Origin of the sequence: Rhodococcus sp. IEGM 27 (genome assembly GCF_033142305.1) — a bacterium.
Classification (GTDB): domain Bacteria; phylum Actinomycetota; class Actinomycetes; order Mycobacteriales; family Mycobacteriaceae; genus Rhodococcus_F; species Rhodococcus_F oxybenzonivorans.
This window is the reverse complement of record NZ_JAWLSG010000005.1, coordinates 499973-517787: the sequence shown is the minus strand read 5'-3', so window position 1 is coordinate 517787 and position 17815 is coordinate 499973. Positions and strand designations below refer to the sequence as shown.

Genomic DNA, 17815 nt, shown 5'->3' with positions numbered 1-17815 from the left:
CGCTCAGCTTACCAGCACCGATAAGCCTCGGATATGCCGATTTCCGGACAGGACAGCACTGTGGCCCCCGTCGCAGGAGCAACAGGGGCCACAGCGGTGGAATCGAGCGGCGACGCTACGTCGTCACTGGTCCCGGAGAGGTCGTCCGTACTTGTCCTTCACGCTGCCCGTCAGCATCATGATGCCGTCGATCAGCGGCCAGAGCCCGCCTAATCCGCACGTCAGCCAGGTGACGGCGATCTGCGCGACCGCGATGCCGGGCTGGTTCAGGTAGAACCGTCCGACACCGAAGGCACCCAGGAAAATCTGCAGGAGTCCCGCGGTGAGCTTCGACTTGTCGGAGTACGGCTCACCGCTGACCGGGTGCCGGCCGAACGGCGCAGACGGATCGACGTAGGCGTTGTACCCGGCCGGGGCATAACCGGGCTGCGGATATCCCTGCTGTCCGTACCCCTGCTGGCCATACTGCTGTCCGGGATTCTGCTGGCCGTAATTCTGCTGGCCGTAACTCTGGGGTGCGGCACCCGGCTGACCGTAACCGGCCTGCGGGTAGCCGGGTTGCTGATAGTCCTGCCCGGACTGCGGCGACGTCCCGTACTGCGCGTTGTAGTACGGATCGGGGGTGCCGTACGTCGGGCCGTCCGCAGGCTGCTGCGGCTTGTCGTAACCGGTGTACGGGGCGGTCGGCGGCGGGGTGTCGCCCACATTCGGCAGTGCCGTGGTGGGTTCGGTCCCGCTCGGCGACGGGTAGGTGGGAGTCGAACCCCAGCCGGGACCATTGCCGACCCCGGAGTAGGTGTCCCATCCGGGCCCGGTTCCCGACGACGCCGGTGAGGGCGTTGCGTCCGAAGTGGCGGGTGGCTGCGACAGCGATGCCTCGGCGGTGGCGTCGTAATCGAAGGGCGAACCGAACTCGGGCGGAAGGCTCGACTCACCGCTCCCGCCCTTCTTCCCCAGATCCACCCGCTGGGTGTCGTCGCCGGAGGTGTCGGCCTTGGCGGAATCGTCGGATGCTTTCCCCGGATCAGTCATTCGCGTCATCCTTCTTGCTGTCGGTGGTCGTCGTGCCCGCGTCGGTGCCGGCAATCGCAGTACTCACAGCCTTGTCGTCACCCGCAGGCTTGTCTTTCTCCCCGTTGTCCTGGGCGGGAGCCTCCTGCTCGGGTGGCCCGTCTTCCGCCGCGGCAGGATGATGCGGTTGCAACTCCGCCGGGTCTTCCCGGCCCTTGGTCGCGGCGAAGACATACACCACCGCTGCGACGAACACGATCGCCGAGGTGAACGAGTTGACGCGGACGCCGGCAATGAGGCTGGCGTGATCGCTGCGCATCAGCTCGATCCAGAACCGACCGGCGCAGTACCCGGCCACATACAGGGCGAAGAGGCGGCCGTGCCCAATACGGAAGCGGCGGTCCACCCATACCAGCAGGATCACGATCAGCACGTTCCACAGCGCTTCGTACAGGAAGGTGGGGTGCACGACGAAGGCGACCTGCCCGGTGGAGACACCGTCGATCAACTCGGGGTGCACCTGCCCGGCGTCATTGCGGCGCTCGAAGATCTCGAGCCCCCACGCCACGTCGGTTTCCCGGCCGTACAGTTCCTGGTTGAAGTAGTTGCCGATTCGGCCGATCGCCTGGGCCAGCAAGATGGGAGGCGCTACCGCGTCGCCGAGCGCAGGCAGCGGTATCCCACGCCTGCGACAGCCGATCCACGCGCCGACGCCGCCGAGCGCCACCGCGCCCCAGATACCGAGACCGCCCTGCCAGATCTTCAGGGCGTCGACGGGATCCCCGCCCTCCCCGAAGTAGGTGGGCCAGTCGGTCAGGACGTGATACAGCCGGCCACCGATCAACCCGAACGGCACCGCCCAGATGGCGATGTCGAGCACGGTGCCCTTCTCGCCGCCCCGGGCGACCCAGCGGCGGTCGCCCCAGAAGATCGCGACGACGATGCCGACGATGATGAACAGCGCGTACGCGCGCAGGGCCAGTGGGCCGACGTACCAGACGCCCTGAGGCGGACTCGGAATATACGCCAGCACGTCCACAGTGGAAGTCACGACGCCACGGTAGCGGAGCGAACGCCCTCGGCGAGTTCCCTCGTCAGCGAGCGCACAGCGTCGAGCCCGGATTCGACCGCGGTGACGAGGGCAGATCCGACGATGACTGCATCCGCGTAGGCGGCGATCTCGGCGGCCTGCGCCCCCGAACGGACACCCAGACCGACACCCACCGGAATGTCGGAATGGGCGCGGATGCGCGCGGTCAACTCCGGCGCCATCGACGACACCGCGTCACGCGCGCCGGTCACCCCCATCGTCGACGCCGCGTACACGAATCCGCTGCTCGCCTTCAGGGTCATCGCCAGTCGTTCTTCGGTCGACGACGGGGCAACAAGGAAGATCCGGTCGAGGTCGTGTTCCTTCGACGCCGTGATCCACTCGCCGGCCTCCTCGGGGATCAGGTTCGGGGTGATGAGTCCGAGGCCGCCGGCGTTCGCGAGGTCACGGGCGAACCGGTCGACACCGTACTGCAGAACCGGATTCCAGTACGTCATCACCACGGCCTTGCCGCCCACCGACGCGATCTGCTCGATGATCGTGAACACGTCACGCACCTTGACGCCGTTGCTCAGCGCCTTCTCGGCGGCCGCCTGAATGGTGGGTCCATCCATCACCGGGTCCGAATAGGCGATACCGACCTCGACGATGTCACAGCCCGAGTCGACCATGGCCTTGAAGACGTCGATGGATTCGGGGACGGTGGGATACCCGGCGGGTAGGTATCCGACCAGAGCGGCACGCTTCTCCTCACGGCACTGCGCGAACGTCGGGGCGAGGCGCGAGAGTCGTTCGCTCACTTGGCGGAACCTTCCTTGTCGGTGGTCGTGGGAGTTTCGGTGGCAGCGTCGGGGTCGAAGAGCCCGAACCACTTGGCCGCCGTGTCCATGTCTTTGTCGCCGCGCCCGGAGAGGCTGACGACTATGATCGCGCCCTCCCCCAGTTCACGGCCGAGTCGCAACGATCCTGCGACGGCGTGCGCTGATTCGATGGCCGGGATGATTCCCTCACGCTCGGACAGCAGGCGCAGGGCATCCATGGCCTCCGTGTCGGTGACGGGCTCGTAGGTGGCGCGGCCGATGTCCTTGAGCAGGGCGTGCTCCGGTCCGACGCCGGGATAGTCGAGACCAGCCGAGATGGAATGCGATTCGATGGTCTGCCCGTCCTCGTCCTGCAGCAGATACGAGTAGGCACCCTGGAAGGCGCCCGGGGTGCCGGCCGCGAAGGTGGCGGCGTGGCGCCCCGTCTCGACTCCGTCACCGGCAGCCTCGTACCCGACCAGCCGCACCCCGGGGTCGTCGAGGAAGGCGTGGAAGATTCCGATGGCGTTGGACCCGCCGCCGACACACGCGGTGACGGCGTCGGGCAGCCTGCCCGTCAGCGCCTGCACCTGCGCCCGCGCCTCGAGCCCGACGACACGCTGGAAGTCGCGGACGATGGTCGGGAAGGGGTGCGGTCCGGCCGCGGTGCCGAAGCAGTAGTACGTGTTGTGGGCGTTGGTCACCCAGTCCCGCAGCGCCTCGTTGATGGCATCCTTGAGCGTCCGGGAGCCGGACTCCACAGAAACCACCGACGAACCGAGCAACCGCATACGGGCCACGTTCAGCGCCTGCCGCTCGGTGTCGACCGCGCCCATGTAGATGACGCACTCGAGCCCGAACAGTGCACACGCCGTCGCCGTGGCCACACCGTGCTGACCGGCACCGGTCTCCGCGATGATGCGGGTCTTGCCCATCTGCTTGGCGAGCAGCACCTGACCGAGCACGTTGTTGATCTTGTGCGAGCCGGTGTGATTAAGATCTTCGCGCTTGAGGATCAGCCGCGCGCCCCCGGCGAATTCACTCATCCGAGTGGCCTCGAAGATGGGTGACGGGCGGCCCGTGTAATCGCGCTGCAACCGATCGAGCTCGGACAGGAAGGTGTCATCCGATCGCGCCTTGTCGTACGCGGCCGTGACCTCCTCGATCACCGCCATCAGCGCCTCGGGCACGTGGCGTCCGCCGTAGACGCCGAAGTGTCCTCCGGAGTCGGGGTCGTGCGACGTGCGTTCGGCGATTCCGGCGCTGGCAGTCGGCAGATCGCCACCCTTGAAGACGGTGTCCTGATTACGTGAAGTCACAGGTCCAGTCTGCCCCAACGCCGGGTGCTGCCGCCGTCCGGGTCAATTCGGCCGCAGTCGCTTCAGCGCGACGGCTTGGGGCAGGAGGGGTGCGCCCCGGCATTGACCAGATCGGCCACGGCCTTGCGTGGATCTCCGCTGGTGACGAGACCTTCGCCGACGAGTACGGCGTCCGCTCCGGCACCCGCGTAGGCGAGGAGGTCAGCGGTACCCCGGACACCGGATTCGGCGATCTTGATGGTTTCGGTGGGCAGTCCGGGTGCGATCTCCCCGAAGGTGTTCTTGTCGACCTCGAGTGTCTTGAGGTTGCGGGCGTTGACGCCGATCACCCTGGCGCCGGCCTCGAGTGCCCGGTTGGCTTCCTCTTCGGTGTGAACCTCGACCAGCGCGGTCATTCCCAACGACTCGGTGCGGTCGATCAACGACGCCAGCGCATGCTGCTCGAGCGCGGCGACGATGAGCAGGACGACGTCGGCGCCGTGCGCGCGGGCTTCGTGGATCTGGTACGGCCCGACGATGAAGTCTTTACGCAGAACCGGGATGCTGACCGCACGCCGGACGGCGTCGAGGTCGGCGAGGGATCCCTGAAAACGTCGTTCCTCGGTGAGCACGCTGATGACCCGGGCGCCTCCGGCCTCGTAGGCCTTGGCGAGTTCGGCGGGGTCGGTGATCTCGGCGAGCGGGCCCTTCGACGGGCTTGCACGCTTGACTTCGGCGATGACTCCGATGCCAGGCTCGAGCAGAGCAGCTGCCGCGTCGAGCGCAGGCGGTGCGGCAGCCGCGGCGGCCTTGACAGCGGCGAAGTCAAGGACGGCTTCGCGGGCGGCCACATCGGCGCGCACTCCGTCGAGAATCGAGTCGAGAACGGTCATCGTGGCCCGAGTCCTTTCTGGGCAGGAACCCGATGTGAGGAACATCATCAGGGGTGAAGCAAGCGTAGATGGCACTCTGATTCTGTTTACGATCGGGTACCCGGCTCGTTGGTGCCGCCGTCCAGCCGATCGACATCATCGGCTTTCTTGTCTGCGCGGGAGCCGTCGACCGTCGGATCTTCGCCCGCGTCGAGCGCGTCCCACAGCATGCGTTGTGTGAGGGGCTCGTCGGCGGAATCAGCGCTGGTCTTCTTGGCCGCCGCGCGCCGTGCGGCCGGGCTGTCGTACTTCGAGGAGAGCCCGGCGCGTACCCGTGGACGGCGGGCCAGTTCGACGGCGGCGGCGAGGGCGGCGACAGCACCGGCGAGAGCCAGCACCGCGGGCCCCTGATTCACCGACACGGAATCGATCACCGCACGGCCCGGCAATTCCGCCAGCCGTCCCGCCTGCTCGTCCGTTGCGCCGGAGACGAGCACAGTTGCCGCCGGGACGGCAGCTACGACGGCCACGGCGGCAACGAGTACGCCGAGAATGCGGAGCGCCCAGCCCTTGACGGCGAAGGACGCTGCGATGGCGGCAACAAGGGTCAGGGCCAGCGGCGTGAGCGCCGCCGCCCAGGTGCCCCCGTCGAGCGCCGTGGTGCGCTGCTCACCGAGTCCGTCGGAGGAGGTGACCTCCACCCACGTCATCCGGGATGCTCCCCACAAGCACACCGCCGCGACGGCGAGAAGGAGCACCGCGAGAATCGACCGGCGGCGTCCTGGAGTCTCGGTTCCCGCTCCGGTCCCTTCGGTCACTGCGTGCCGCCTCCCAGGGTCTTCATCGTGTGCGCCGCGGCGATGGCGCTGAGCACGGCCATGGCCTTGTTCCGCGCCTCCGTGTCCTCGTATTCGGGATTCGAATCGGCCACCACACCGGCACCGGCCTGGACGTACCCGATGCCGTCCTTGATCAGCGCCGTCCGGATGGAGATCGCCGTGTCTGCGTCGCCGGCGAAGTCGAGATATCCGACGATTCCGCCGTAGATCCCGCGCCTCGTCGGTTCGAGTTCCTCGATCAACTGCATGGCCCTGACCTTCGGCGCGCCCGACAGCGTGCCGGCCGGGAAGCAGGCGGTGACGGCGTCGAGTGCCTGTTTGCCGGCCGCGAGGTGGCCTGTCACCGTGGAGACGAGGTGCATCACGTGGCTGTACCGCTCGATGTGCCGATAGTCGTGCACTTTCACCGTGCCGGGTTCGCACACGCGGCCGAGGTCGTTGCGGCCGAGATCGACGAGCATGAGGTGCTCGGCGTTCTCCTTCTCGTCGGCGAGGAGATCCTTCTCCAGGAGGATGTCGTCCTCCTCGGTGGCACCGCGCCACCGGGTGCCGGCGATCGGGTGGGTGGTGGCGACACCCTCCTTGACCGTCACCAGCGCTTCCGGGCTGGAACCGACGATCGAGAACGCGGTCTCGCCGTCACCACCGGGAACGTTGAGGACGTACATGTACGGGCTGGGATTCGAGGCGCGCAGCATGCGGTACACATCGATAGGTGCAGCGGCACAATCGATTTCGAAACGCTGCGACAGCACGACCTGGAACGCCTCGCCCGCCTCGATCTCCCCCACCAGGCGCTGTACGTCCGCACCGAATCCCTCGGTGGTGCGCTGCCGGCGGTAGTCGGGTGCGGGTTTGGCGAACGTGGACACCGTGGACGGCGCGGGCGCCGACAGCGAGGCCGTCATCCGGTCGAGGCGCTCGACGGCATTGTCGTACGCCTCGTCGACCCGCTCGTCCGTGCCGTCCCAGTTCACCGCATTGGCAATGAGGGTGATGGCCCCCTCGTGGTGATCGACGGCCGCCAGATCCGTGGCGAGCAGCATGACCATTTCCGGGATCTGCAGGTCGTCCACGGCGTGCTCACCGATGCGTTCGATGCGCCGCACGGCGTCGTAGCCGAGGAAGCCCACCATGCCGCCGGTCAGCGGCGGCAGGTCGGGCAACCGTTCGCTCCGCAGGAGCTCGAGGGTCTGACCGAGCGCCGCGATGGGATCCCCACCCGACGGCGCTCCCGCCGGAACGTTTCCGTACCAAGCCGCCTCCCCGTCGACGACGGTCAACGCGGCGGGACTTCCTGCGCCGATGAACGACCATCGTGACCACGAGCGGCCGTTCTCCGCCGATTCCAGCAGGAACGTACCGGGCCTGTTTCCCGCCAGCTTCGTGTACGCCGACAGCGGAGTTTCGGCGTCCGCCAGCACCTTACGAGTCACCGGGACGACCCGATGCTCGGCGGCGAGAGCGTGGAACTGCTCGCGCGTGGTGGTCGAGTCGGATCCGCCATCCGGCAGGGTGGCGGCGGATTTGGGCGCGGACATCGTGGTGGGCTCACCGTGCATGCCGACCATCATCCCAGGCGCGTTCGGCGCGTCTGCGTGCGCGGGTAGCCTCGGCTGTCATGAAGCCAGGTCAGCTCGCCCCGGAATTCACCCTGCCCGACCAGGACGGCAACGAACGTTCGCTGTCGAGCCTTCTGGAGGACGGTCCGCTGGTGCTGTTCTTCTATCCGGCGGCGTCCACCCCGGTCTGCACCGCCCAGGCATGCCATTTTCGCGACCTCGCCGACGAGTTCGCAGCCGTCGGGGCTTCCCGCGCCGGGATCAGCACCGATGCGGTGGCCAAGCAGGCGTCGTTCGCGCAGGCGCAGTCGTTCGACTACCCCCTTCTGTCGGACCGCGACGGCGCGGTCGCCGAGAAGTTCGGGGTCCGGCGAGGACTGCTCGGCAAACTAGCACCCGTCAAACGGTCGACGTTCGTCATCGACACCGACCGCACGGTGCTCGAGGTGATCTCGAGCGAGTTTCGCGCGAATGCCCACGGCGATCAGGCGCTGACCTTCCTTCGTGCCCGTCAGGCCACCTGAAAAGACCGCTTCGCCAAGCCCATCCAGAACCCGTCGATCACTTGGCGGGGAATCTGCTCGGGGTCGCTGGAGGCGCCGAGCGTCACGAACAGCGGAGCGAAATGCTCGATCGTCGGATGCGCATAGGGCATGCCCGGGGCGAGTGAGCGGAAGCCGATGAGCGAGTCGACATCGCCTGCGGCCAGGCACTCGTTCGCCCACGCGTCGAACTCCGCCGACCATCCCGGGGCCTTCGCCTCCGGCGAGGGGTCGCGCAGGAACGGCAGCCCGTGGGTGGTGAACCCGGAGCCGACGATCAGGACTCCCTGCTCCCGCAGTGGGCGCAGCCGCTCACCGAGGTGCAGCAGCCGTTCGGGGTCGAGCGTCGGCAAGGAGATCTGCAGGACGGGAATGTCGGCGTCCGGATACATCACCGTGAGCGGCACGTAGGCGCCGTGATCGAGGCCCCGATCGGGTTGATGCGCGACCGTCTCGTTGTCGGGCATGAGTGCCGCGACCAGCGTGGCCAGCTCCGGCGCACCCGGTGAGGCGTACGTGGCCCGGTAGAAACGTTCGGGGAAACCGCCGAAGTCGTAGACGAGGGGGGTCCCGGTGGTGGTCGAGCCGATGGTGAGCGGCGCGGACTCCCAGTGCGCCGAGACCATGAGGATGGCTTTCGGCCGCGGCAGTTCGCCGGCCCACTTCGCCAGTTGCGACACCCACAGTTCGCTGTCGACCAACGGCGGTGCTCCGTGGCTCAGGAACAGCGCGGGCATGACGTTCGTCATCGTGACTCCTCGAGGTCCGACTCACAAGGCCCTAAGTTGAACCTTCAAGCTAGTATAGGAGTCAACACGCGGATGCGACAACTATTCCCGGGTACCGTTCCGCAGGCGGCGTGCTGCCTATGGTGAAGAGGTCGCACAGCGGTTCGGCGCACGAAATGGAGGACACCACTCATGGGTGGGTACGACGAGGACAGCTCGACACAGACGGAGACACGCTGGCTCGACACCGATCAGCAGCAGGCGTGGCTCACCCTCATCGCACTCGTCACCCGCCTCCCCGCGGCCCTCGACGCCCAGCTGCAGCGCGACTCGGCGCTCACCCACTTCGAGTACTTCGTCCTCGCCTCCCTGTCCGGCGAAGACAACCATCGACTTCAGTTGTCCTTGCTCGCCCAGCGGGCCAACGCATCACTGTCGCGGCTGTCCCACGTCATCACCAAGATGGAAAAAGCCGGCTGGGTACGGCGAGAGAGCATCCGAGGAAGCCGTGGTTCCGACGCCGTCCTCACCGACGCAGGGATGGCCAAAGTAGTGGACGCCGCACCACCCCACGTCGAATCCGTCCGCGCACTCGTCTTCGACGGCCTCTCCACGGACCAAGTACGTCAGCTCTCCGAACTCGGCAGCGCCATGCTCACCCAACTCGACAAGGGCATCGCCGCCGGCACCGGAAGAGCGTGACGCGCCGAGTGCACCTCACCCCAGCGGCGACCCGCCTGCTCACCCCAGCGGCGACCCGCCGACACCCCAGTTCTCGGCCGGCACGTCCGCGATCGTCACCCAGACCTTCGCCGGGTCCTTACCCGTCGCCTCGGCGTACGCCTTGGTGACCGCTTCGATGGTGGCACGCTTCTGCTCGGTGGTGAGCCCGGTTGTCTGACTGATCTGGATCAATGGCATGAAGGCATTCTGCCCGAGGGCATGCGAGACATTCTGCCCGAGCGCCCGGAACTCTACTGCGCGGCGAGCAGAACGTCGGTGTCGAAGCACGTGTGCGTGCCCGTATGACATGCAGCGCCTTCCTGATCCACGATCAGGAGCACCGTGTCGCCGTCGCAGTCGAGCCGCACCTCGTGGACGTACTGCGTGTGCCCGGACGTCTCCCCCTTCACCCAGTACTGCTGGCGGGAACGGGAGTAGTAGGTGCCCTTGCGGGTGTCGAGGGTGCGGGCGAGTGCTTCGTCATCCATCCACGCCACCATCAGGACGTCACCCGTCGACCGTTCCTGTGCGACGGCGCTGAACAGGCCTGCGTCGTTGCGCTTGAGCCGCGAGGCGATAGCGGGGTCGAGACTCATCGGACGGTGATCCCTTCTTCGCGCATGGACTTCTTCACTTCGGCGATCGTCATGTCGCCGAAATGGAAGACACTTGCGGCCAGCACCGCGTCGGCGCCGGCCTCGACGGCGGGTGCGAAATGCTCCACAGCACCCGCTCCCCCGCTCGCGATCACCGGCACATGCACGGCCGCCCGCACGGCGCGGATCATCGGGAGGTCGAAGCCCGCTTTCGTCCCGTCGGCGTCCATCGAGTTGAGCAGAATTTCGCCGACACCCAGTTCGGCGCCGCGCACCGCCCACTCGACCGCATCGATCCCGGTTCCGCGCTTGCCGCCATGGGTGGTCACTTCCCATCCGGACGCGGTGTCCGGCTGACCCTGCGGGACCGTGCGCGCATCCACCGACAGCACGATGCACTGGGATCCGAAACGCTCGCTCAGTTCACGAAGCAGTTCGGGCCGGGCGATGGCCGCGGTGTTGACGCTGACCTTGTCGGCACCGGCACGCAGCAACCGGTCGACGTCCTCGACGGTACGGACGCCGCCGCCGACGGTGAGTGGAATGAAGACCTGTTCCGCCGTCCGGCTCACGACATCGAGCATGGTGCCACGAGCCGCGGTCGAGGCTGTGACATCGAGGAAGGTGAGCTCGTCCGCACCCTGTGCGTCGTAGGCGGCCGCCAACTCCACCGGATCACCTGCATCACGCAGATTCTCGAAGTTGACGCCCTTGACCACGCGTCCTGCATCGACGTCGAGGCAAGGGATAACCCGCACTGCCAGAGTCATTACGTACGCCCTTCCGAGAGATCGGCGCGGGGGTCACCCAGCGATCCGAGAATGTCGAGAATCTCACCGTGCACTCCGGGGGCACCGGCCAGCACAGAATCCGAAGCGATCGTCCACGGCTGACCGGCGAGATCCGTGACCACGCCACCCGCCGCCCGCACCAGAGCCACACCGGCGGCGTTGTCCCACGCATTGTGGCCGAACACCACCGTGCCACCGAGTATTCCTGCCGCGGTGAAGGCGAGGTCGACGCCGGTCGAGCCGTGGATCCGGATCCGCGACGACACCCGGCTGAGCTGAGCGAGAACCTGCAGCCGATAAGGCCCGGGGATACGTCCGCGGCTGTCGATGTTCAGTGCGCCCATTCCCACGATCGACGACGCCAGCGACGTCTCGGTGAGACGCGGCAGCGGCAGACCGCCCTCGAGGAGCGGCCCGTCCGCCACGGCCGCGTACCGTCGCCCGACGAGCGGCAACCACGTGAGACCGAGGACCGGGACACCGTCGTCGAGCAGGGCGAGAAGTGTGCCCGCCGTCGGCAATCCCGCCGAGTAGTTGAAGGTGCCGTCGATGGGATCGAGAACCCACACCAATCCCGCGTCGAGATCCGGGCCGCCGAATTCCTCGCCGTGAACCGCGATGCCGGTCCGATCCTGAAGTTCTCCGGTCAGCCGTTTCTCGAGTTCGAGGTCGAGAGCAGTCGCGAAGTCGTCCGGTCCCTTGTGCACGGCACTCGGCGACCCCACCCCGGCAACGAACCGGTCGTGGACGCCGTCGAGCAGCTCACCGGCAACGGCGAGCAGTTCCTGAGGATCGCGGTCCGGGCTCATGACCGGATCAGCCCGAGACCGCGGCGAGCGCCTCGGGGAGCGTGAAACGCCCCGCGTAGAGCGCCTTGCCGACGATGGCGCCCTCGACGCCCTGGTCGACGAGTCCGGCGATCGCCGTCAGATCGTCGATGGTGGACACACCACCCGACGCCACGACGGGCGCGTCGGTGGCCGCGCACACCTGCGCGAGGAGTTCGAGATTGGGGCCGGTCAGTGTGCCGTCCTTGCTCACATCGGTGACGACGTAGCGCGAGCAACCGTCCCGGTCGAGGCGCGCGAGGGTCTCCCACAAGTTTCCGCCCTCGGTGACCCAGCCGCGGCCACGGAGCTGATACTCACCGTCGATCAGCCGGACATCGAGGCCGACGGCGATCTTGTCGCCATACTTCGCGATCGCACGGGCGCACCAGTCGGGATTCTCGATGGCGGCGGTACCGAGATTCACGCGGCCGCACCCGGTGGCCAGAGCGGCCTCGAGCGACTCGTCGTCGCGGATCCCCCCGGACAGTTCGACCTGGATGTCGAGCTCACCCACCACGTCGGCGAGGAGTTCCCGATTCGAACCGCGACCGAATGCGGCGTCGAGGTCGACGATGTGCACCCACTCGGCACCGTCGTTCTGCCACGCAAGGGCGGCATCACGAGGCGAGCCGTACCCGGTCTCGCTCCCTACCTCCCCCTGGACGAGGCGAACAGCTTCACCGTTGACGACATCTACAGCAGGCAAAAGGACCAGGCTCACGTGCGACAACCCTAGTCGCTCAGCGCCCGGAACCCGGCTCGGGGTCCTGCGGATCGTCACCGTAGGCGTTGCGGGTCATGCGCTTCGACACGTACCCCATGGACGCGATCGCCCCCGCGACTCCCAGAAGTCCGACGACCAGGCCCAGGACCGGCCCCGGCTTCACGACGAGAATGACGGTGGTCGCGATCACCAGCACCACGGTGGCCGCACCCAGCGCGCACACGGCGAGCCGGCCGATCGACAGGTCACCGCTCCCATCACCGGGCGATGGCGTCACAAGCTGCGCACCCAGTTCCGGAGCAGCTCCGCTCCCGCGTCACCGGATTTCTCCGGGTGGAACTGGGTGGCGGACAATGCACCGTTCTCGACGGCCGCGAGGAACTTCCCACCGTGATCCGCCCACGTCAGCGCGGGCGGTGCCAGCCGTTCCGGCGTGGGCATCTCCCACTTCTGCACCGCGTAGGAGTGCACGAAGTAGAACCGGGTGTCGGGATCGATTCCCTTGAACAAGGTGCTGTCGTCGGGCGCGTCGACCGTGTTCCATCCCATGTGCGGCAGGACGGCGGCCTGAAGCCGTTCGACGGTGCCCGGCCATTCACCGCAGCCCTCCGCCTCCACACCGAATTCGACTCCGCGTTCGAACATGATCTGCATGCCCACACAGATGCCGAGAACCGGCCTGCCACCGGCGAGGCGCTGGCCGATGAGTCGCTCACCGCGCACCGCGCGTAGCCCGTCCATGCAGGCGGCGAAAGCTCCGACCCCGGGAACCACCAGGCCGTCCGCCGCGAGAGCCACCTTGTGGTCTGCCGTCACCTCGACCTGTGCACCGGTGCGAGCCAGCGCGCGGGTGGCCGAATGGAGATTGCCGGAGCCGTAATCGAGGACTGCAATGGTGGGGACGGTCATGAATCGATTCTATCCGGCCGTGTCCGGCCTCCTAGGGCGCGGCCGACCAGCATTCCCGTCGCCGGGACGACGGCCACCGTCATCGCCGCCACCGCAAAGACCCACGAATACCCCGCCACCGAAGCGACGGCCCCGAGGGTGAGGGACCCGAATCCCGTGCCGGCGTCGAATCCGATGTTCCATCCGGCGCTCGCGGCACCGAATCGGGCGGGCCCGGCTGCGGTGAAGATCATGACCAGCGATTCGTTCTGAACGGCGCCGAATCCGAACCCGAAAATTACTGCCGCACAGACCAGGAGGATCCCGTCCCCGTCCCGTGCTGCCGCGAACGCGAACAGCGCCAGACCGCCGCAGGTGAACGCAAGCGCGGGCATCAACGCCCGGCCGACTCCGACCCGGTCGGAGAACGATCCCGCCGCGTAACGTCCGCACACTGCGGCGCCGCTGACCACCGCGAGGACCCCGCCGGCGAGGGACGCCCGCTCGGCAATGGCGATCGGCAGGAGACTCGACACACCGCCGAACGCTGCAGCCGCCGTGGCAATGGACAGCCACGGCACGAGCAGGACCGACAGCGGAAGACGCCCTCGTGCGGTACCGGCCGGGCGTGGATGCAGGTGCGGCAGCCGAGTGACGGCGCCCACCGCCAGCAAGGGAATCAGCGCACCGAGTACGAAGACCGGCGTAGCGGACCAGTGCTGCATGATCGCCAACCCCGCGGGCAGGCCCACCATCTGCGCGGCAGCCACCGCGATCCCCTGCGCGCCTGTGGCCCGGCCGAGCATCTCCCGCGGAACCAGTTCGGCGACGAGAGCGCTGCCCGCCACCGTGAGCATCCCGAAACCCGCACCCCGCACCGCGGACACGGCGAGAACCGGAATCGCCTCGGTGGACAGCAGGAACAGTAACGACGGCGGCCCCAGGAGGAGGCATCCGGCCGCGAGCACCCATCGGTACCCCCACCTGCGCAGGAGCCGGGGCACGCCGAATTGGGTCAGCACCGTGGCGGCCATGAAAACGGCAGTCACACCACCGGCGAGGGTGTCCGACCCTCCCGACAGAGACACGATCAGCGGCACCACAGGGAGCAGTACCGCCCACCCACCGAACGCCGCCGCACCCATCACCAGCGCGGTGAGCAGACCAGGAGTGCGTAGCAACCGGGGTCCGGTCACGGAGGCGACAGGCACTACAGCAGCCTGACGACGCCCGCCACTGCCGCCAGCACAGCCAGTGCCAGCAGCACACCCGAGGCCAGCTTGTTGAACTTCCACATCGAGTACGCGCCGCCCGCCGCTATTCCGGCGGCGATGAACAGCACGTACACCAGGACGACGCTCACGAAGGCGATCCGCTCACAGGCTGCCCTTGGTCGACGGCACCCCGGACACCCGGGGATCGGGTTCGACGGCCTCCCGCAGGGCGCGGGCGACGGCCTTGAACTCGGCCTCGGTGATGTGATGCTGGTCGCGGCCGTAGAGCACCCGCACGTGCAGGGCGATCCGGGCGTTGAGTGCTATCGACTCGAACACGTGCCGATTGATCACGGTCGCGTAGGGAACTCCGGGATAACCGCCGATGACAGCATGCAGCATGTGTTCCGGTTCGCCGGTGTGGACGCAGTACGGCCGCCCCGACACGTCGACCGACGCGTGGGCGAGCGTCTCGTCCATGGGAATGAACGCGTCACCGAACCGCCGGATGCCCTTCTTGTCGCCGAGCGCCTGACCCAGGGCCTGGCCGAGCACGATCGACGTGTCCTCCACCGTGTGGTGCGCCTCGATCTCGACGTCGCCCTGGGCCTGAACGCTGAGGTCGAAACTCGCGTGGGAGCCGAGCGCGGTCAGCATGTGATCGAAGAACGGGACACCCGTCGAGATGTCGACGATGCCGGTGCCGTCGAGGTTCAGTTCGACGGTGATGCTGGATTCCTTGGTGGTGCGCTCCACCTTGGCGATGCGGTCGGTCATCCTCGGTCTCCTGAGGTCGTGAGTTCGGTGGCGGCGATCGCGTCGCTCGCCACGATGAAGGCGTCGTTCTCGGAGGCCAATCCGACGGTGGCACGCAGGTATCCGGGGATCCCGACGTCCCGGATGAGGACTCCGCGGTCGAGGTAGGCCTGCCAGGCGTGGGCGCTGTCGGTGAACTCACCGAACAGGATGAAGTTGGCGTCGCTGGGGATGACACGGAAGCCCGTGTCCTCCAATGCCTTCGACACCCGCACCCGTTCCGTGGCGAGCGCGTGCACGCTGCCGAGTGTCTCGTTCGCGTGCCGTAGCGCCGCGCGGGCGGCGGCCTGCGTAACCACCGACAGGTGGTACGGCAACCGGACCAGGAGCAGTGCCTCGATGAATGCCGGTGCGGCGGCGAGGTATCCGAGCCGGCCGCCGGCGAACGCGAACGCCTTGCTCATCGTCCGCGACACGACGATCTTAGACGGGTACTCGTCGATCAATGTCAGGGCGCTGGGGGCGTCGGAGAATTCGGCGTACGCCTCGTCGACGATCACGACGCCCGGCGCGGCGTCGAGGACCCGGCGCAGTTCCGCGATGCCGACGCTGTGCCCCGTCGGGTTGTTGGGGCTGGTGACGAACACGACATCGGGACGGCGTGCCCGAATCGCCTCCACCGCAGCGTCGACGTCGAGGGCGAAATCGGCGCGGCGGAAGATCGGCAACCAGTCCGTCTGCGTTCCGTCCGCGATGATGGGGTGCATCGAGTACGACGGCACGAATCCCATCGCGCTACGCCCGGGGCCTCCGAACGCCTGCAGTAGCTGCTGCAGGATCTCGTTCGAGCCGTTTGCCGCCCATACGTTGTCGACCGTGACCGGCACGCCGGTCTGGCCGGCCAGGTAGGCGGCGAGATCGGTGCGCAGCGCCACCGCGTCGCGGTCCGGGTAGCGGTGTAGTTCCCGCGCCGCCTCCCGCACGGATTCCGCGACGTCGTCGACGAGCGCCTGCGTGGGCGGGTGCGGGTTCTCGTTGGTGTTCAGCTGCACCGGCACGGCGAGCTGCGGCGCGCCGTACGCCGACTTGCCGCGCAGACTCTCCCGGATCGGTAGCGCGTCCACGCCGATGGACGAACCCGGCACGTTCGCCGCGGTCACCGCAAGGCCTCGAAGCGCAGCCGGACAGCCTCACCGTGCGCGGGCAGATCCTCGGCGTTGGCGAGGGTGATGACGTGGCCGGAGACCTCCTTCAGCGCGGATTCCGAGTAGTCGACCACGTGGATGCCCCGCAGGAACGTCTGCACGCTCAGACCCGAGGAGTGCCGGGCGCAGCCCGCGGTGGGCAGGACGTGGTTCGATCCGGCGCAGTAGTCGCCGAGGCTGACCGGCGCCCACGGCCCGACGAACACCGCGCCCGCACTGGTCACCTTCGCGGCGACGGCGGTGGCGTTCTCGGTCTGGATCTCGAGGTGCTCGGCGGCGTAGGCGTTGACCACCCGCAGTCCCGCCTCGACATCGGAGACCAGGACGGTGCCCGACTGCGTGCCGGACAGCGCGGCAGTGACGCGCTCCTTGTGTTTGGTGATCTCCAGTTGCGCGGCCAGCGCCGTGTCGACGGCGTCGGCGAGCTCGGTGCTGGTGGTGACGAGCACGCTCGCCGCCATCACGTCGTGCTCGGCCTGGCTGATCATGTCTGCCGCGACGTGCACCGGGTCTGCCGTGTGGTCGGCGAGGATCGCGATCTCGGTGGGTCCGGCCTCGGCGTCGATGCCGACGAGGCCACGGCACAGGCGCTTGGCCGCTGTGACGTAGATGTTGCCGGGACCGGTGATCAGATCGACGGGGGCGAGTTCGGCGCCGTTCGTGTCGGTGCCGCCGTAGGTGAGCAGGGCGACAGCCTGCCCCCCGCCGACGGCCCAGACCTCGTCGACGCCCAGCAATGCTGCCGCCGCGAGGATGGTCGGGTGCGGGAGCCCGCCGAACTCCGCCTGAGGCGGCGAGGCCACCACGAGAGACCGCACACCGGCGGCCTGCGCCGGCACGACGTTCATGACGACACTGGACGGATAGACGGCGTTGCCGCCGGGCACGTAGAGGCCGACCCGGTCGACGGGCACCCACCGCTCGGTGACGGTGCCGCCGGGGACAACCTGGGTAGTGGTGTCCTTGCGGCGCTGGTCGGCGTGCACCTTGCGGGTGCGTTCGATCGCGACTTCGAGAGCGGCGCGGACTGCGGGATCGAGTTCGGCGAGCGCACGGTCTAGTTCTGCCTGCGGGACACGTATCTGCGCAGGCCGGACGCCGTCGAACTGCTCGCTGAATTCGAGGGCGGCAGCGGCGCCACGCTCGCGCACGGCGTCGACCACGGGGCGAACCTGATGCAGCACCGCGTCCACATCCACTCCACCTCGAGGAAGTGCGGCACGAAGTTCGGCCGTGGAAGGGGTACGACCACGAAGGTCGGTGCGGGCGAGCATGAGAGGTCCTCTCTGCGACTGGCGGGACACGGTGTCACTGACACGCAGGTCACGGATGAGCCGGCAGGTCACTGACGAGCTGGCTGTCCTCTGGAGAACAGGGCTCTGCAC

Annotated in this window: 22 protein-coding genes; 2 read left to right on the top strand and 20 right to left on the bottom strand. The window is 67.8% G+C overall.

Features of this window, described 5'->3' with window-relative positions; translation table 11 throughout:
* Nucleotides 1–123: 123 nt before the first annotated feature.
* The 7 genes from R4P95_RS20440 to R4P95_RS20410 form a co-directional block, all read right to left on the bottom strand.
* Nucleotides 124–1032, bottom strand: coding sequence for a TM2 domain-containing protein (locus R4P95_RS20440; RefSeq protein WP_317746142.1), 909 nt, complete (start codon nucleotides 1030–1032; stop codon nucleotides 124–126).
* Entirely contained in the window at nucleotides 1025–2062 is a 1038-nt protein-coding gene (gene lgt, locus R4P95_RS20435; protein ID WP_213572360.1) for a prolipoprotein diacylglyceryl transferase, read from the bottom strand. Before lgt ends, R4P95_RS20440 begins: the two co-directional genes overlap by 8 nt.
* Entirely contained in the window at nucleotides 2059–2862 is an 804-nt protein-coding gene (trpA, locus tag R4P95_RS20430) for a tryptophan synthase subunit alpha (RefSeq protein WP_159921834.1), read from the bottom strand. Before trpA ends, lgt begins: the two co-directional genes overlap by 4 nt.
* Nucleotides 2859–4181, bottom strand: a complete 1323-nt coding sequence (trpB, locus tag R4P95_RS20425) for a tryptophan synthase subunit beta (RefSeq protein WP_159921833.1) — start codon at nucleotides 4179–4181, stop codon at nucleotides 2859–2861. The genes trpA and trpB overlap by 4 nt, the downstream gene beginning before the upstream one ends.
* 62 nt (nucleotides 4182–4243) lie before the next feature.
* Nucleotides 4244–5053, bottom strand: coding sequence for an indole-3-glycerol phosphate synthase TrpC (trpC, locus tag R4P95_RS20420; RefSeq protein ID WP_213572361.1), 810 nt, complete (start codon nucleotides 5051–5053; stop codon nucleotides 4244–4246).
* An 86-nt stretch (nucleotides 5054–5139) separates the two neighbouring features.
* Complete coding sequence (locus R4P95_RS20415) at nucleotides 5140–5850, bottom strand: TIGR02234 family membrane protein (protein ID WP_317746143.1); 711 nt, start codon at nucleotides 5848–5850, stop codon at nucleotides 5140–5142.
* Nucleotides 5847–7433, bottom strand: a complete 1587-nt coding sequence (locus R4P95_RS20410; protein WP_317746144.1) for an anthranilate synthase component I — start codon at nucleotides 7431–7433, stop codon at nucleotides 5847–5849. Before R4P95_RS20410 ends, R4P95_RS20415 begins: the two co-directional genes overlap by 4 nt.
* A 59-nt stretch (nucleotides 7434–7492) precedes the next feature.
* On the opposite strand from R4P95_RS20410, the gene R4P95_RS20405 reads away from it, so the two are divergent.
* Nucleotides 7493–7957, top strand: coding sequence for a peroxiredoxin (locus tag R4P95_RS20405; protein WP_213572363.1), 465 nt, complete (start codon nucleotides 7493–7495; stop codon nucleotides 7955–7957).
* Here R4P95_RS20405 and R4P95_RS20400 read toward each other — a convergent pair.
* Nucleotides 7945–8724, bottom strand: a complete 780-nt coding sequence (locus R4P95_RS20400; protein WP_317746145.1) for a class III extradiol ring-cleavage dioxygenase — start codon at nucleotides 8722–8724, stop codon at nucleotides 7945–7947. The two genes, R4P95_RS20405 and R4P95_RS20400, sit on opposite strands and share 13 nt — an antisense overlap.
* Nucleotides 8725–8895: 171 nt before the next feature.
* Here R4P95_RS20400 and R4P95_RS20395 point away from each other — a divergent pair, with 171 nt between their 5' ends.
* On the top strand, nucleotides 8896–9405 hold the full coding sequence (locus R4P95_RS20395) for a MarR family winged helix-turn-helix transcriptional regulator (protein WP_213572365.1): 510 nt from the start codon (nucleotides 8896–8898) through the stop codon (nucleotides 9403–9405).
* 39 nt (nucleotides 9406–9444) lie between these two features.
* Here R4P95_RS20395 and R4P95_RS20390 read toward each other — a convergent pair whose 3' ends face one another.
* From R4P95_RS20390 to hisD, 12 genes are all read right to left on the bottom strand, one after another.
* The gene (locus R4P95_RS20390) at nucleotides 9445–9624 is read right to left on the bottom strand and encodes a tautomerase family protein (protein WP_109329378.1); all 180 of its coding nucleotides are present in this window, start codon (nucleotides 9622–9624) and stop codon (nucleotides 9445–9447) included.
* 53 nt (nucleotides 9625–9677) lie between these two features.
* Complete coding sequence (gene hisI, locus R4P95_RS20385; RefSeq protein WP_208961783.1) at nucleotides 9678–10022, bottom strand: phosphoribosyl-AMP cyclohydrolase; 345 nt, start codon at nucleotides 10020–10022, stop codon at nucleotides 9678–9680.
* Nucleotides 10019–10792, bottom strand: coding sequence for an imidazole glycerol phosphate synthase subunit HisF (hisF, locus tag R4P95_RS20380; protein WP_213572366.1), 774 nt, complete (start codon nucleotides 10790–10792; stop codon nucleotides 10019–10021). The genes hisI and hisF overlap by 4 nt, the downstream gene beginning before the upstream one ends.
* Nucleotides 10792–11622 carry an inositol monophosphatase family protein gene (locus R4P95_RS20375; RefSeq protein ID WP_213572367.1) on the bottom strand — a complete coding sequence of 277 codons (831 nt, stop codon included), beginning with the start codon at nucleotides 11620–11622 and terminating at the stop codon, nucleotides 10792–10794. Before R4P95_RS20375 ends, hisF begins: the two co-directional genes overlap by 1 nt.
* 7 nt (nucleotides 11623–11629) lie before the next feature.
* Nucleotides 11630–12364 (bottom strand): bifunctional 1-(5-phosphoribosyl)-5-((5-phosphoribosylamino)methylideneamino)imidazole-4-carboxamide isomerase/phosphoribosylanthranilate isomerase PriA, encoded by a 735-nt coding sequence (gene priA, locus R4P95_RS20370; RefSeq protein WP_317746146.1) that lies wholly within the window; start codon nucleotides 12362–12364, stop codon nucleotides 11630–11632.
* Between the two features lie 19 nt (nucleotides 12365–12383).
* On the bottom strand, nucleotides 12384–12644 hold the full coding sequence (locus R4P95_RS20365; protein ID WP_213572368.1) for a hypothetical protein: 261 nt from the start codon (nucleotides 12642–12644) through the stop codon (nucleotides 12384–12386).
* Entirely contained in the window at nucleotides 12641–13276 is a 636-nt protein-coding gene (gene hisH / locus R4P95_RS20360; protein WP_213572369.1) for an imidazole glycerol phosphate synthase subunit HisH, read from the bottom strand. Before hisH ends, R4P95_RS20365 begins: the two co-directional genes overlap by 4 nt.
* Entirely contained in the window at nucleotides 13273–14400 is a 1128-nt protein-coding gene (locus R4P95_RS20355) for an MFS transporter (protein ID WP_213578057.1), read from the bottom strand. The genes hisH and R4P95_RS20355 overlap by 4 nt, the downstream gene beginning before the upstream one ends.
* Nucleotides 14401–14465: 65 nt before the next feature.
* A complete protein-coding gene (locus R4P95_RS20350; RefSeq protein WP_201453564.1) occupies nucleotides 14466–14618 on the bottom strand; it encodes a hypothetical protein in 153 nt (50 codons plus the stop codon).
* 13 nt (nucleotides 14619–14631) lie between these two features.
* Nucleotides 14632–15246 carry an imidazoleglycerol-phosphate dehydratase HisB gene (gene hisB / locus R4P95_RS20345; RefSeq protein WP_317746147.1) on the bottom strand — a complete coding sequence of 205 codons (615 nt, stop codon included), beginning with the start codon at nucleotides 15244–15246 and terminating at the stop codon, nucleotides 14632–14634.
* Nucleotides 15243–16385, bottom strand: a complete 1143-nt coding sequence (locus R4P95_RS20340) for a histidinol-phosphate transaminase (RefSeq protein WP_213572370.1) — start codon at nucleotides 16383–16385, stop codon at nucleotides 15243–15245. The genes hisB and R4P95_RS20340 overlap by 4 nt, the downstream gene beginning before the upstream one ends.
* Nucleotides 16382–17704: a histidinol dehydrogenase gene (gene hisD, locus R4P95_RS20335; RefSeq protein ID WP_317746148.1), complete on the bottom strand. Its 1323-nt coding sequence runs from the start codon at nucleotides 17702–17704 to the stop codon at nucleotides 16382–16384. The genes R4P95_RS20340 and hisD overlap by 4 nt, the downstream gene beginning before the upstream one ends.
* Nucleotides 17705–17815: the final 111 nt, after the last annotated feature.